At 65.5% G+C, this 15401-nt stretch carries 12 protein-coding genes; 6 read left to right on the top strand and 6 right to left on the bottom strand.

From position 1 onward, the window contains the following. The first annotated feature begins 54 nt into the window (after positions 1–54). Positions 55–1017 (top strand): quinone oxidoreductase family protein, encoded by a 963-nt coding sequence (locus tag ABW18_RS02000; RefSeq protein ID WP_049697302.1) that lies wholly within the window; start codon positions 55–57, stop codon positions 1015–1017. Positions 1018–1045: 28 nt separating this feature from the next. Here the strand turns inward: ABW18_RS02000 and ABW18_RS01995 are convergent, their stop codons facing one another. Then, the gene (locus tag ABW18_RS01995; RefSeq protein WP_152929978.1) at positions 1046–2059 is read right to left on the bottom strand and encodes a heme o synthase; all 1014 of its coding nucleotides are present in this window, start codon (positions 2057–2059) and stop codon (positions 1046–1048) included. Between the two features lie 311 nt (positions 2060–2370). Here ABW18_RS01995 and tkt point away from each other — a divergent pair, with 311 nt between their 5' ends. The 5 genes from tkt (at position 2371) to pgl (ending at position 8943) form a co-directional block, all read left to right on the top strand. After that, positions 2371–4449 carry a transketolase gene (gene tkt, locus ABW18_RS01990; RefSeq protein WP_049697515.1) on the top strand — a complete coding sequence of 693 codons (2079 nt, stop codon included), beginning with the start codon at positions 2371–2373 and terminating at the stop codon, positions 4447–4449. A 97-nt stretch (positions 4450–4546) separates the two neighbouring features. Continuing rightward, positions 4547–5668, top strand: coding sequence for a transaldolase (gene tal / locus ABW18_RS01985; RefSeq protein WP_049697301.1), 1122 nt, complete (start codon positions 4547–4549; stop codon positions 5666–5668). A gap of 5 nt (positions 5669–5673) precedes the next feature. Beyond that, on the top strand, positions 5674–7209 hold the full coding sequence (gene zwf, locus ABW18_RS01980; protein WP_049697300.1) for a glucose-6-phosphate dehydrogenase: 1536 nt from the start codon (positions 5674–5676) through the stop codon (positions 7207–7209). Positions 7210–7276: 67 nt separating this feature from the next. After that, complete coding sequence (locus tag ABW18_RS01975; RefSeq protein WP_049697299.1) at positions 7277–8194, top strand: glucose-6-phosphate dehydrogenase assembly protein OpcA; 918 nt, start codon at positions 7277–7279, stop codon at positions 8192–8194. Next, on the top strand, positions 8191–8943 hold the full coding sequence (gene pgl, locus ABW18_RS01970; protein WP_049697298.1) for a 6-phosphogluconolactonase: 753 nt from the start codon (positions 8191–8193) through the stop codon (positions 8941–8943). Before ABW18_RS01975 ends, pgl begins: the two co-directional genes overlap by 4 nt. A gap of 20 nt (positions 8944–8963) precedes the next feature. Here pgl and ppc read toward each other — a convergent pair whose 3' ends face one another. From ppc to gap, 5 genes are all read right to left on the bottom strand, one after another. Then, positions 8964–11798 carry a phosphoenolpyruvate carboxylase gene (gene ppc / locus ABW18_RS01965; RefSeq protein WP_049697297.1) on the bottom strand — a complete coding sequence of 945 codons (2835 nt, stop codon included), beginning with the start codon at positions 11796–11798 and terminating at the stop codon, positions 8964–8966. A gap of 133 nt (positions 11799–11931) precedes the next feature. After that, positions 11932–12165 carry a preprotein translocase subunit SecG gene (gene secG, locus ABW18_RS01960; RefSeq protein ID WP_049697296.1) on the bottom strand — a complete coding sequence of 78 codons (234 nt, stop codon included), beginning with the start codon at positions 12163–12165 and terminating at the stop codon, positions 11932–11934. 149 nt (positions 12166–12314) lie between these two features. Next, the gene (gene tpiA, locus ABW18_RS01955; protein ID WP_049697295.1) at positions 12315–13103 is read right to left on the bottom strand and encodes a triose-phosphate isomerase; all 789 of its coding nucleotides are present in this window, start codon (positions 13101–13103) and stop codon (positions 12315–12317) included. Then, a complete protein-coding gene (locus tag ABW18_RS01950; protein WP_049697294.1) occupies positions 13103–14314 on the bottom strand; it encodes a phosphoglycerate kinase in 1212 nt (403 codons plus the stop codon). The genes tpiA and ABW18_RS01950 overlap by 1 nt, the downstream gene beginning before the upstream one ends. Next, complete coding sequence (gap, locus tag ABW18_RS01945; RefSeq protein ID WP_049697293.1) at positions 14314–15336, bottom strand: type I glyceraldehyde-3-phosphate dehydrogenase; 1023 nt, start codon at positions 15334–15336, stop codon at positions 14314–14316. Before gap ends, ABW18_RS01950 begins: the two co-directional genes overlap by 1 nt. Positions 15337–15401: the final 65 nt, after the last annotated feature.

The following is a 15401-nucleotide window of genomic DNA, read 5'->3' as shown; positions in this document are numbered from 1 at the left end:
CGTGGCGTTCGGTACCGGCGACGGCCACAATTCGGCGCCGTGTAGAAACGACTCATGCGCGCAATTCAGGTGACACATCACGGCGGTCCCGAGGTGCTCAACTACGGGACCGTCGACGACCCCATCCCGGCTCGTGACGAGGTGATCGCGCGGACCACCGCCATCGGGGTCAACTTCATCGACACCTATCTACGGCGTGGCATGTACCCGTCGACCCCGCCGTATGTTCCGGGCACCGAGGGCGCAGGCGAGATCGTCGCGGTCGGCAGCGACGTCACCGACCTCGAGCCCGGCCAACGAATCGCCTGGGTCGACGCACCGGGTTCGTACGGCGAACTCGTTGCGGTGCGCTCCGCCCGTGCCATCCCGGTCCCCGACGGTGTTCCCGACGTCGTGGCGGGCTCGACGATGCTGCGCGGCCTCACCGCCCACTATCCGCTCGACGGCAGTGCACACCCAGCGGCCGGTGACACGATCCTGCTGCACGCGGGCGCCGGGGGCGTCGGCCTGATCCTGACGCAACTCGCCAAACGTCGTGGCATCACGGTGATCACCACCGTGTCGACAGACGAGAAGGCAGCTTTGTCGGCGCAGGCGGGTGCCGACCATGTCCTGCGATACGGCGACGACCTCGTCGGTCAGGTCCGTGACCTCACCGACGGCAAGGGGGTCCCGGTGGTGTACGACGGCGTCGGAGCCGACACCTTCGAACAGTCACTCGCCTCGACCGCGGTCCGCGGGATCGTCGTCGTGTTCGGCGCGGCCAGCGGCCCTGTCCCACCGTTCGATATCCAGCGACTCAATCCGGCGGGCTCGCTGTCGGTGACGCGTCCGACGCTCGGCCATTTCATCGCCGACACCGACGAATTGCGGTGGCGTTCGGGTGAGTACTTCGACGCTGTTCTCGACGGCCTCGATGCCCGCGTCGGTCAGGAGTATCGCCTCGCCGACGCCGCGCAGGCTCAAACCGACCTGGAGAACCGGATCACAACGGGAGCCACCGCACTCATTCCGTGAGGCGGTGACGCCGACCTGCGGCCACTCGTCAGAAGTAGCTGGCGATGGTCGGCAGGTTGACCACGGCGTCGATGGCGAGTCCGCAGAACAGGGCCGCGAGATACTCGTTCGACTGCAGGAACACCTTCAACGGTGCCACCTCGACGCCGCGTCGAGTGTCGCGATAGAGCTTGTGCACCCGGTTGAGGAACCACACGCCCGCCACCACGGCGACGCCGGCGTAGATCCAGCTCGCCGCTCCGATGAGCAGGAACGAGCAGATCACCGTGAGCCACGTGTAGATGAGGATCTGGCGGGTGACGTGCTCTTCGGTGGCGATCACCGGCAGCATCGGCACGCCCGCGGCCTTGTAGTCCTCGCGGTAGCGCATTGCCAGTGCCCAGGTATGCGGCGGCGTCCAGAAGAAGATCACACCGAACAGCACGATCGGCTGCCAACTGAGCGAACCAGTGACCGCAGCCCAGCCGACCAACGTCGGCATACATCCGGCCGCGCCGCCCCACACCACGTTCTGCCAGGTACGACGCTTGAGAATCAGCGTGTACACACCGACGTAGAAAATGATCGTGGCGGACACGAGCAGCGCGCTCAGGAGGTTCGCCGACCACCACAGGACAGCGAACGAGGCCACCCAGAGCAGCAATCCGAAGATCAACGCGTTGGTTCTCGTCACCGCGTGACGAGCCAGCGGACGCTTCGCGGTGCGTCGCATCTTCTTGTCGATGTCGGCGTCGACGACCATGTTGAGCGTGTTCGCGCTCGCCGCGCCCAACCAGCCACCGAGCAGCGTGAACGCGATGATTCTGAGGTCGACGTGTCCACGATCTGCCTGCAGCATGACCGGGATCGTCGCCACCAGCAGCAATTCGATGACACGAGGCTTGGTGAGCGCGATATAGGCCATCACCGTGCCGCGAACGCGAGCGACGAGACTCGTGCCGACGGTCGTGTTCGATTCGCTGACGGGGCGGTCAGAATCCACCTCGGACGTGCCGCGAGAAGTGGCGGAACCATCTCCGCTCACACGCTCACCGATCCTCACGTCAACTCCCCTGCCCCGCCGACGATTCGGCTCGCGGGCATTTCCGACTACTACTCAGCATGGTAGACGCTGGGGTGTTCGATCAAAGAATTGAGGCTCCGCGCCGCCGGCGACCTGCGACGACCGGCTGACATGACGATCGTTACCGGCCACCCCCCACACCGACGGCACTAGCCGATTACTCTGGTCATCGTGGGTCGAAAGGCCCTGCATCAGCACTCGGACGTAACGCCCGCGAGTTGGCGTTCGCCCGACACACCAGCACCACACGCATCACGCAGGCACACCAACACGTACAGGAGACGGCACACGTGGCTGATACCGACGAGATCCGCGAACGCACCGAGGCGGCCTACCCCGAGGACTGGTCCGACGTGGACACGCGTGCGGTCAATACGGCTCGCATTCTTGCCGCCGACGCCGTCCAGAAGGTCGGCAACGGCCACCCCGGCACCGCGATGAGTCTTGCTCCGCTCGCTTACACGCTGTACCAGCGCGTCATGCGTCACGACCCGGTCGACACCACCTGGGTCGGTCGTGACCGTTTCGTCCTGTCGTGTGGACACTCGAGCCTCACGCAGTACATCCAGCTCTACCTCGGCGGATTCGGCCTTGAACTCGCCGACCTCGAAGCACTCCGCACCTGGGAGTCGCTGACGCCGGGACACCCCGAGTTCCGTCACACCAAGGGCGTCGAGATCACGACGGGTCCGCTGGGTCAGGGACTCGCGTCGGCCGTGGGCATGAGCATGGCGTCGCGTTACGAACGTGGCCTCTTCGACCCCGACGCCGCGCCGGGTGCCAGCCCGTTCGACCACTTCATCTACGTCATCGCCTCCGACGGCGACATCGAAGAGGGCGTGACGTCCGAGGCGTCCTCGCTCGCGGGCACCCAGGAACTGGGCAACCTGATCGTGTTCTACGACCAGAACCAGATCTCCATCGAAGACGACACCACCATCGCGCTCGGCGAGAACACCCCGCTGCGCTACGAGGCGTACGGCTGGCACGTGCAGACGGTCGAGAGCGGCGAGGACGTCGTGGCGATCGAAGCGGCAATCGAGGCGGCCAAGAAGGTCACCGACAAGCCGTCGCTCATCTGCGTGCGCACCATCATCGGCTACCCCGCTCCCGACAAGATGAACACCGGCGCCATCCACGGTTCGGCTCTCGGCGCCGACGAGGTCGCCAAGACCAAGGAAGCCCTCGGATTCGATCCCGACAAGAACTTCGACGTCTCCGAAGAGGTCATCAGCCACACCCGCAAGCTCGTCGAGCGCGGGATCGAGGCCAAGGAATCGTGGACGCCGGCGTTCGACGCCTGGGCGAGCGCCAATCCCGAGAACAAGAAGCTGTTCGACCGTCTGCACGCACACGAGCTACCCGAGGGATGGCGCGACGTGATCCCGACGTGGGCTCCCGGCGACAAAGATCTCGCGACCCGCGCGGCGTCGGGCAAGGTGCTCTCGGCGCTCGGTGGCATCCTGCCGGAACTGTGGGGCGGTTCGGCCGACCTCGCGGGCTCGAACAACACCACCATGGACGGGGCGGCGTCGTTCGGCCCGACCGCGATCTCCACCAAGAAGTGGTCGGCCAATCCCTACGGCCGCACGCTGCACTTCGGTATCCGCGAGCATGCGATGGGCGCGGTGCTCTCCGGAATCGTGCTGCACGGACCGACGCGCGCCTACGGCGGCACGTTCCTGCAGTTCGCCGACTACATGCGTCCATCGGTCCGACTGGCTTCTCTCATGGAGATCGATCCGATCTACGTGTGGACGCACGATTCCATCGGACTCGGCGAAGACGGCCCGACCCATCAGCCCGTCGAGCATCTCGCCGCACTGCGTGCCATCCCCCACCTCGACGTCGTACGTCCGGCTGATGCCAACGAGACGGCGGCGGCGTGGGCGCACCTGCTGACGCGTCGCAACCATCCCGTCGGCCTGGTGCTCACCCGACAGAACGTTCCGGTTCTCGAGGGAACGTCGGTCGAGGGAGTTGCCGCAGGCGCGTACGTACTCAGCGACTCGGACGACGACGCGCAGGTCGTCATCATCGGCACCGGCTCCGAGGTGCAGTTGGCGCTCGAGGCGCAGAAGACTCTGGCCGAGAAGGGAATCGCGGCCCGTGTGGTGTCCATGCCGAGCATGGAGTGGTTCGACGAACAGCCACAGGGCTACCGCGACTCGGTGCTGCCCCCCGCAGTGCCGCGGGTTTCGGTCGAGGCCGGTATCGCGATGCCGTGGTACCGCTGGGTGGGCAATGGCGACCAGATCGTGTCGCTCGAGCACTACGGCGCATCGGCCGACTACAAGGTGCTCTACGAGAAGTTCGGCATCACCGCCGAAGCCGTCGTCGCGGCGTCGCTACGCGCAGTCGCGGGCTGATCGCCGGACGAGATCCATAACTGAACATCGAAATCCCAACCGAGGCACACCCACTAGAGGCGCCCCCACAAGGGGCGCACTGCCGGAGGAGAGAACCGTGACACAGAACGAGAAGCTCGCAGAATTGTCCGCAGCCGGGGTTTCGGTGTGGCTGGACGACCTGTCCCGAGACCTGATCAGCTCGGGACAGCTCCAGGAACTGATTGACACCAAGTCGGTGGTCGGCGTGACGACCAACCCGTCGATCTTCCAGGCCGCATTGTCGAAGGGCACCGCGTACGACGACCAGATCAATGAGTTGGCCGCACGCGACACCGATGTCGACAGCACGGTCCGGACGCTGACCACCGACGACGTCCGCAACGCCTGCGACGTCCTCAAGCCCGTCTTTGACAGCACCAACGGACTCGACGGTCGGGTGTCGATCGAGGTCGATCCCCGCCTTGCACACGACACCGACAACACGGCCGCGCAGGCCGTGGAGTTGTGGAAGATCGTCGACCGTCCCAACGCGCTGATCAAGATCCCGGCGACCAAGGAGGGCCTGCCCGCGATCTCCCGCACCCTCGCGGAGGGCATCAGCGTGAACGTCACCCTGATCTTCTCGGTCGAGCGCTACCAGGAGGTCATCGACGCCTACCTGAACGGACTCGACGCCGCACTCGCTGCGGGGCATGACATCTCGAAGATCCACTCGGTTGCGTCGTTCTTCGTCTCCCGCGTCGACACCGAGGTAGACAAGCGTCTCGACGCGATCGGCACGCCACAGGCCGTGCAGCTCAAGGGTTCTGCCGCACTCGCGAACGCGCGTCTGGCCTACCACGCCTACCAGCAGGCGTTCGAGATCGACTCACGATTCGCCGCACTCCGGGAACAGGGAGCGCTGCCGCAGCGTGCGCTGTGGGCATCGACGGGAACCAAGAATCCCGACTACGCCGACACGCTCTACGTCAGCGAACTCGTCGCACCGAACACCGTCAACACCATGCCGGGCAAGACCATGGACGCGTTCGCCGACCACGGTTGGGTCGACACGTTGTCGATCGTGGGCCGCGCGCAGGAATCGCGTGAGGTCTTCGACGCGATCGCCGCTGTCGGCGTCGACTTCTCGGACGTGTTCAAGGTCCTCGAGGACGAGGGCGTGTCGAAGTTCGTCGACGCATGGACCGATCTCCTCGGTGCCACCGAGGAGCAGCTCTCCGCCGCGAAGAAGAGCTGACGTAGGTGGCAGGCACCGAGGGATGGAAGAACCCGCTCCGCGACCCACGTGACAAGCGCCTCCCCCGCATCGCAGGCCCGTGCAGTCTCGTGATCTTCGGTGTCACCGGAGATCTCGCACGCAAGAAGCTGATGCCCGCGGTGTACGACCTCGCCAATCGCGGCCTCCTGCCGCCCTCGTTCGCGCTGGTCGGGTTCGCCCGACGCGACTGGGACGACGAGGATTTCGCGAAGGTCGTGCACGACGCCGTACGCGAGCATGCCCGCACCGGGTTCCGGGAGGAGGTGTGGGAGCGGCTGTCCGAGGGGTTCCGCTTCGTTCAGGGCTCCTTCGACGACGACGCCGCGTTCGATCGTCTGCAGCAAACGCTGTTGCGCCTCGACAAGGAGCGCGGCACCGACGGCAATCACGCGTTCTACCTGTCGATTCCGCCCAACGCCTTCCCGACTGTATGCGAGCAACTCGAGCGCAGTGGGTTGGCCTCCGAGGAGGGCGACAACTGGCGCCGCGTGGTGATCGAGAAGCCGTTCGGCCACGATCTGCAGTCGGCGAAAGAACTCAACGCCATCGTCAATGCCGTGTTCCCGGAGTCGTCGGTGTTCCGCATCGACCACTACCTCGGCAAGGAGACGGTGCAGAACATTCTCGCGCTGCGCTTCGCGAACCAACTGTTCGATCCCCTGTGGAGTTCGCACTACGTCGACCACGTCCAGATCACCATGGCCGAAGACATCGGCCTCGGCGGACGTGCCGGCTATTACGACGGCATCGGTGCCGCGCGCGATGTGATCCAGAACCATCTACTCCAACTCATGGCGCTGGTCGCGATGGAGGAGCCGATCTCGTTCGAGCCCAAGCAATTACAGGCCGAGAAGATCAAGGTGCTCTCGGCGACGAGCAACATCCTGCCTCTCGACGAGAACACTGCGCGCGGCCAGTACGGGCCGGGCTGGCAGGGCAGCCAGAAGGTCCCGGGACTCCTGGAGGAGGAAGGGTTCAGCGCCGACTCCATCACCGAGACCTACGCGGCGATCGCGCTCGAGGTGGATTCACGACGCTGGGCGGGCGTGCCCTTCTACCTTCGCACGGGAAAACGCTTGGGCCGCAGGGTGACCGAGATTGCACTGGTCTTCAAGCGTGCACCACACCTTCCGTTCGACAAGACGATGACCGAGGAGCTGTCGCAGAACGCACTCGTGATCAGAGTGCAGCCGGACGAGGGCATCACACTGCGGTTCGGGTCGAAGGTGCCCGCGTCGAGCATGGAGGTCCGCGACGTCAACATGGACTTCAGTTACGGCACGGCGTTCACCGAAGCATCTCCCGAGGCCTACGAACGGCTGATCCTCGACGTGCTGCTCGGTGAGCCGTCGCTGTTCCCGGTCAACGACGAGGTCGAATTGTCGTGGAAGATCCTCGATCCCGTCCTCGAGCACTGGGCGCAGTCCGGTCGACCCGACACCTACGAGTCGGGTACCTGGGGACCCGATTCCGCCGACGAGATGATGGAACGTACCGGCCGAACATGGCGTCGACCCTGACGCCGACTCGGCCGATGCCGACCGACCGGTTTTCGCCGCATCCCCCGCCCGCGCCGAGGAGGCACTGATGATCGTCACCCTGCCCGATACGACGACCAACGAGGTCGCCAAAAAGATCGTCATGGTCCGCGAGGCCGGAGGCGCCATCAGCCTCGGGCGCGTGCTGACCCTGGTGGTCGTCGCCGAACACGGCGAACCGACCGAGGCAGCCATCGAGGCGGCCATCGGTGCCAGTAGCGAACACCCGAGCCGGGTGATCGTGATCTCCTGCGATCCGCGCGACGAACAATCGCGGCTCGACGCGGAGATCCGTGTCGGTGGTGATGCGGGTGCGTCGGAGGTCGTGCTGCTGACGCTGCATGGCGAGCTGGCGAATCATCCGCGCAGCGTCGTGACTCCGTTCCTGCTACCAGACACCCCCATCGTGACGTGGTGGCCCGGTGCGGCGCCCGAGGATCCCGCCAAGGACACGATGGGCAAGATCGGGCGTCGGCGGATTCTCGACGCGACGAAGTCGGCGAACCCGGAGACGGTCCTCGAACGCAGGTTGGCCACGTACGCTCCCGGCGACACCGACCTCGCGTGGACGCAGATCACCGGGTGGCGAGCGCTGCTCGCGTCGGCTGTCGAGCGGCCTCCGCATACCCCGATCACTGCTGCGGAGGTGACCGGACCCGCGACGTCCCCGAGCGTCGATCTGCTTGCGGGATGGCTTCTTTCGACGCTCGGCGTTCCGACACGGCGGAACATCGGCAGCTTCGAGGTACGCCTTCACCGTGACGAGGGCACCACGGTCATGTCGATCGACCAGAACGGCAACGCCGTACTGAGCGCCCCGGGCAAACCCGACGGCCGCGTGGCGATGATGCACCGCGACCTGCCGATCTGCCTGGCAGAGGAATTGCGCCGACTCGACACCGACGACATGTACGAACTCGCCCTGCGCGGCGCGGTGGAGCTACAGGCACAGGGAGCGCCGGTATGACGACGGAAACCCTCGTGTTCGACGACCGCGACATGCTGACCACCACGGCGGCAGCACGATTCGTCGACATAGTGTCACGTGCGCAGAAGGAGCGTGGGGTCGCGTCGGTGGTGCTGACCGGAGGAAGCAACGGGATCGGCATTCTGCGCGCTCTGGCACCGGGAGGCGAGGTCGACACGAGCCCGCTGGACTGGTCGCGGATCGACTTCTACTGGGGTGACGAACGTTTCGTTCCGAACGACGACCCCGAACGCAACGTCGGACAGGCGACCGAAGCCCTTCTCGCGCACGTGCCGGTCGACCCGGCCCGAGTGCATCCGGTGGCGGCGTCCGACGGACCGTTCGGCGACGACATCGAGGCTGCCGCACAGGATTACGCGACCGTCCTCGCGGCCAACGCGGATAACGGAATCTCCCCCGCGTTCGATCTGCACCTGCTCGGGATGGGCGGCGAAGGTCACATCAATTCGCTCTTCCCCCACACCGATGCCACGGCGGAGAACGTGCGGACAGTCGTGTCCGTCGAGAACTCGCCGAAGCCACCGCCGCGTCGGATCACGCTGACCTTCCCCGCGCTCAACCGGTCGTCAGCGGTGTGGTTCCTGGTGTCGGGCGCCGACAAGGCCGAGGCCGTGGCCGCCGCGCATTCGGGGGCGTCGCGCGACGACTGGCCGTGTGCCGGAGCGCACGGGACGTCGGAGACCGTGTGGTTCCTCGACGACGCCGCCGCCGGGAAACTCGCGGTGTAGTTCCCCGGTCGGCGGTCTGGCTAGCCGCTGTTCCGCAGTGCCGTCGCCAGCCCGTTCATCGTGAGCTGGATGCCACGCCGTACCCGCGGGCTGTCGTCGCCTGCGCGGAACCGTCGCAAGAGCTCCACCTGGAGCAGGTTCAACGGCTCGAGATACGGGAATCGGTTGTACACCGAACGCTTCAGCGCCGCGTTGTCGGCCAGCAGGTCGTCGGTGCCGGTGATCTTCGCGTACATCGCGAGGGTGCGCTCATGCTCGTCGACGATCATTCCGAATACCTTGTCCCGCAACGCTTCATCCGGAACGAGCTGCGCGTACCGGTGCGCTAGACCCATGTCCGACTTGGCGAGCACCTGCGCCATGTTCGACATCACCGTGCGGAAGAACGGCCACTTCTCGTAGTACCGATGGAGGGTCTCGAGTCGCTGCGGGTCGTCGCCGACCCACTGCTCGAATGCCGTGCCGGTGCCATACCACCCCGGCAGCATCACACGGGACTGCGTCCACGACAGCACCCACGGAATGGCGCGCAGGTCCGAGATCTTCTCGGTCTGCTTGCGCGACGCGGGCCTGCTGCCGATGTTGAGTGCGCCGATTTCCGACAGCGGTGTCGACGTGGTGAAGTACTCGACGAACCCGGGCGTCTCGTGCACGAGCTTCGAGTACGCGGCACGGGCAAGGGCCGCTACCTCGTCCATGTTCTGGTACGCCTGTTCCGATTCGTCACCGAGACCCTCGACGTCGAGCAACGACGACTCGATGGTTGCCGCGAGAAGCGTCTCCAGATTGCGTTCGGCGACAACGGGTTCCGCGTACTTGGCGGCGATGATCTCGCCCTGCTCGGTGATACGCAGCGAACCCTGCACCGCACCCGGCGGCTGGGCGAGGATCGCGTCGTAGCTCGGGCCGCCACCACGACCGACCGTGCCACCGCGGCCGTGGAACAGACGCAGGCGGATACCCGCCTTCTTGGCCGCCTCGACGAGGTCGAGCTCACCGCGATAGAGCGCCCAGTTGGCGGCCATGTACCCGCCGTCCTTGTTCGAATCCGAGTACCCGAGCATGACCTCCTGCATCCCGGCCTGCGAATCGACGAGGTCACGGTAGAACGGCAGATCGAGCGCAGCGAGCAGCGTTTCGGCGCCCTGCTGGAGATCTTCGATCGTCTCGAACAGCGGGACGATCCGCACCGTCGAGACCAGCTTGCCGTCGTCGTCGATGTCGATCAGGCCTGCCTCTTTGAGCAGGATCATCGGCTCCAACATGTCGCTGACCGAGGTACACATCGAGATGACGTAGTTCGGTACCGACTGCGGGCCGAATGCCGCGACGGCGACAGCGGCAGCGCGCACGATGTCGAGTTCCTTGCGCGCGAGCTCCGACAGGTCCGAGTCGCGCCTGGTGAGCGGACGGCGTGCCTGGAGCTCCGCCGACAGCACCGCCACCCTGTCCTCCTCGGACAACGACAGGTAGTCGGGTGTGACGCCTGCCCATGCCAGCAGCTCGGCGACGACCTCTTCGTGCATGTCGGAGTTCTGCCGCATGTCGAGACCGGACAGATTGAATCCGAACGTCCTGACGCCCTCACGCAGGCGCAGGAGACGGTCGTCGGCGATGGCGTCGTCGTGGTTCTCGCGGAGCGCTTCGTCGACGACGTCGAGCTCGGCGAGAAGTTCGGCGGAGTCGGCATAGGGCGGCTTGCCGTCGATGAGGTCGAGATCCTCCTTCTGCAGCACGTCCGGGCCGAACAGCGACTCCGCCGTCGCGACGAGTCGCGCACGAATGTGCTTGAGTGCCAACCGGAATGGCTCGTCGGTTGCCGGATCGTCTGCGTCGACACCCGCGAGTTGGACGAGCCGCCCGCTGGTCTCGATCAACCGCGCCGACATGCTCAGCTCCTGACGGAGCAGACGGAGTTCGGACAGGTGGTGTCCGATCGCGGTGCGCGCCGCGAGGGACGTCGCCAACGCGACCACATCGCCGGTCACATACGGGTTGCCGTCACGGTCGCCGCCGATCCACGAGCCCATCCGCAGGATCGGCTCGTCGGACAGGCCCGCGTCGGGGTACGCCGCCTGCAGTGTCGACCGCACCGACGTATTGATCTTCGGCACGACGTCGAAGAACGAGGCGTCGTAGTAGCGCAGGCCGGAGCGGATCTCGTCCTGGATGGTGAGACGTTCGAGACGGATGAGTGCCGTCTGCCACAGCGTCAGGATCTGGCGCTCGATCGCCTCAATGACCTCGGCGTCCTCGTCGGAGGTGAGGTTGGTGCGTCCGCGAAAGCGCATGAGCTCGGTGATGCGGTTCTGTGCGTCGAAGACGGTGCGACGTCGGGTCTCGGTCGGATGGGCGGTGATCACCGGGACAACCGTCGCGTCGGCGAGCGCCGCTCCCACCTGCGCGTCGGACAGGTCTGCGGCCGCGAGCTTCGCGTAGGTGGCCGCAAGGCTGCTCTCCTGTGGCGGATCGCCCGCACGCACGTGAATGGCACGCCGACGCTCACGGTGGATGTCCTCGGCGAGATTCGCCAGAAGCGCGAAGTTACCGAATGCACGGATGACCGGCATCGCGGTGTCGATGTCGAGATCGATGAACATGTCGGCGAGATCATCTCGGTCGATCTCGGCGCGTCGGATTTTGAAAGCCGCGACGCGCGCAGCTTCGACCAGATCGAAAACCTCGGCGCCCGCGTGCTCTCTGATCGCGTCACCGAGAAGACCGCCAAGCAACCGGATGTCTTCACGCAGCGGTTCGGTGAGGGCACGCCCCTCGTCGTCAACGGAGATCAGATCATCGATGGACGTCGATGGACGCCAGGCCGGGGCACCGTGGGACGGATCGGTTGAGGTCATGTCCTCAAGTATTCAGGTATTCAGCGAACGGGGCATCTCGACGCAACCCGAGAAGGACAGAGCGGACACAGCACAAGGGCCGCGCAATGTGCGCGGCCCTTGTGCTGAATGTGTCAGAAGTACGTGATCTGGGTCAGGAGTACTTGATGTCGAGTTCGACGCCGATGATGAGGATGAACCACACCAGGCCAACGAAGATGGTCAGCCGGTCGAGATTGCGCTCGACAACGCTCGAACCCGAAAGACTCGACTGCACGCCGCCGCCGAACAGCGAGGACAGGCCACCGCCCTTACCGCGGTGCAGCAGCACGAGAACGACCAGCATAACGCTGGTCACGATCAGACCGATTTCGAGCGCGAGCTTCATCCGGTGAGCATTCCTGTTTCGTCGTGTACGGCAGAGGGCAGGTTGGCCTCGTTGCGGGCGCAAGCGCGCATGACGAAACCAACCTGCCATAGTCTACGCGTCGCGAGCTATGACCCCGCGAGCGACCCACGGCCGGTGGGCACCACCCGTCAGGGCAGCGGACCACCTGCCGCGATGGCCGAGAGCGTTGCGAAGTCGTCGGCCTTCAGCGATGCACCGCCGACAAGGGCGCCGTCGACGTCGGGCTGTGCCCCGAGGTCGCCGACGTTCTTGGCATTGACCGAGCCGCCGTAGAGCACGCGTACCGTCGCCGCGGTGGCCTCGTCGGCCAACTCGGCAAGCGCACCGCGCACGGCGCCACAGACCTCTTGGGCATCCTCCGCACTGGCCACGCGGCCGGTGCCGATGGCCCAGACGGGTTCGTAGGCGACGACGACCTTGCCGATCTCTTCTGCCGAGAGCCCTGCCAGCGAACCCTTGAGCTGCTCGACGTTGTGTGAGACCTGGTTTCCGGCCTCACGAACGTCGAGGTGCTCGCCGATACATACGATGGGGGTCAGTCCGTGACGCAGCGCCGCCTTGGTCTTGGCCAGCACCACCTCGTCGGTCTCACCGTGCATGGTCCGACGCTCCGAGTGCCCGACGATGACGAAGGTGCAGCCGAGCTTCGCGAGGAAGGCTCCGCTGATCTCGCCGGTGTAGGCGCCCGAGTCGTGCTCGGACAGATCCTGCGCCCCGTAAGTGAGCAGCAGCTTGTCGCCGTCGACGACGGTCTGCACACTGCGGATGTCGGTGAACGGCGGGATCACCGTCACGTCGACCTTCTCGAAGTACTTCGCCGGCAGTGCGAACGCGATCTTCTGCACCAGGGCGATGGCCTCGAGATGGTTGAGATTCATCTTCCAGTTGCCTGCGATGAGCGGTTTACGAGCAGCCATCAGTCCTCCAGCACCTTCAGACCCGGAAGCTCCTTGCCTTCGAGGAACTCCAACGACGCACCGCCACCGGTCGAGATGTGCGAGAAGCCCTCTTCCGGCAGCCCGAGCGTGCGCACGGCCGCTGCGGAGTCGCCACCGCCGACGACGCTGAACGCGCCGTTGTTGGTTGCGGTGATGATCGCCTCGGCCACACCCTTGGTGCCCGCGGCGAACTTCGGAAACTCGAACACGCCCATCGGACCGTTCCAGAAGATGGTCTTGGCCCCGGTCAGGACCGCGGCGAAGCGGTTGACCGACTCCGGCCCGATGTCGAGGCCCATCCACTCGTCGGGGATGTCCTCGACCGAGACGGTGTCGGACTCGGCATCGGCGGCGAACTTGTCGCCGACGACGACGTCGACCGGAAGATGGATGACGTCGGCGAACCGGTCGAGAAGGTCTTTGCAGACGTCGATCTGATCTTCCTGCAGCAACGACTTTCCGACGGAATGTCCTTGTGCGGCAAGGAAAGTGAACGCCATACCGCCGCCGATGACCAGGGTGTCGACCTTGGGGGCCAGCGATTCGATCACGCCGAGCTTGTCCGACACCTTCGAGCCACCGAGCACGACGGCATAGGGCCGCGCCGGATCGGTAGTCAGTTTGGTCAACACGTCGACCTCACGCTCGACGAGCTGACCCGCGTAGTGCGGCAGCAGCTTGGCGACGTCGTACACCGACGCCTGCTTGCGGTGCACCACACCGAAACCGTCGGAGACGAACGCGCCGTCGTCGCCCACGAGCTCGGCGAGCTGGGCAGCCATCGACTCGCGCTCGGCATCGACCTTCGACGTCTCGCGGGCGTCGAATCGAACGTTCTCGAGCAGGAGCACGTCGCCGTCGGTCAGACCCTCGGCGCGTGCGAGCGCATCGGGACCGACGACGTCGGCGGCGAGTTGCACGTTGCGGCCGAGTTCTTCACCGAGGCGCGCGGCGACCGGTGCCAACGAGTACTTCGGGTCGGGTTCGCCCTTGGGACGACCGAGGTGGGCGGCGATGACAACCTTGGCGCCCGCGTCGATCAACGCGTTGAGCGTCGGCAGCGACGCGATGATGCGGCCCGGGTCGGTGATCTTCGTTCCGTCGAGCGGAACGTTGAAATCCGACCGGACCAGCACCGCGCGCCCTGAAACGCCTTCGGCCAGAAGGTCTTTCAGAGTCTTTACACTCATTACAGCGACTTACCCACCAGATCGGAGAGGTCGACGAGGCGGTTGGAGTAACCCCACTCGTTGTCGTACCAGGAGCTGACCTTGGCGAGATTGCCCTCGATGACCTTGGTCAGGCCCGCGTCGAAGATCGACGAGTGCGGGTCGCCGACGATGTCCGAGGAGACGATCGGTGCGTCGTAGTACCGCAGGATGCCCTTGAGCGGTCCGTCGGCGGCAGCCTTCATCGCGGCGTTGATCTCGTCGACCGACGCGCCCTTCTCGAGTTCGACGGTGAGGTCGGTGATCGAGCCGGTCGGGATCGGCACACGCAGCGCGAAGCCGTCGAGCTTGCCCTTCAGCTCGGGCAGCACGAGGCCGATGGCCTTGGCGGCACCGGTCGAGGTCGGGACGATGTTGATCGCCGCTGCACGTGCGCGACGCAGGTCCTTGTGCGGACCGTCCTGCAGGTTCTGGTCGGCGGTGTAGGCGTGGACCGTGGTCATCAGGCCCTTGATGATGCCGAACTCGTCGTTGATCACCTTCGCGAACGGGCCGAGGCAGTTGGTGGTGCACGACGCGTTGGAGATGATGTTCTGGCTGCCGTCGTACTTGTCGTCGTTGACGCCCATGACGATGGTGATGTCCTCACCGGTCGCGGGTGCCGAGATGACGACCTTCTTCGCGCCGGCCTCGAGGTGGCCCTTCGCCTTCTCGGCGTTGGTGAAGATACCCGTCGATTCGACGACGACGTCGACGCCGAGGTCGCCCCAGGGAAGCGCTGCCGGACCCTCGCGGACCTCGAGCGCCTTGATCTTCTGGTTGCCGACGACGATGGTGTCCTCACCCTCGAGCGACACGTCCTCGTCGAGGATGCCGCCGACGGAGTCGAACTTCAGCAGGTGTGCGAGGGACTTGTTGTCGGCCAGGTCGTTGACCGCGACGATCTCGATGTCGGTCTGGCCCAGCTTCTTTTGTGCCTCAACGGCACGGAAGAAATTGCGGCCGATTCGGCCGAATCCGTTGACGCCTACCCGAACAGTCACTGTGTGCTCCTTAAGCGGTTTCATCGGTCTCGGGCCTCACGGCCCGGGTCATGGGCGCAGCCAAA

Origin of the sequence: Gordonia jacobaea (assembly GCF_001186365.1) — a bacterium.
In the GTDB taxonomy this organism is placed as follows: domain Bacteria; phylum Actinomycetota; class Actinomycetes; order Mycobacteriales; family Mycobacteriaceae; genus Gordonia; species Gordonia jacobaea.
This window is presented reverse-complemented; position numbering and strand designations above follow the sequence as displayed.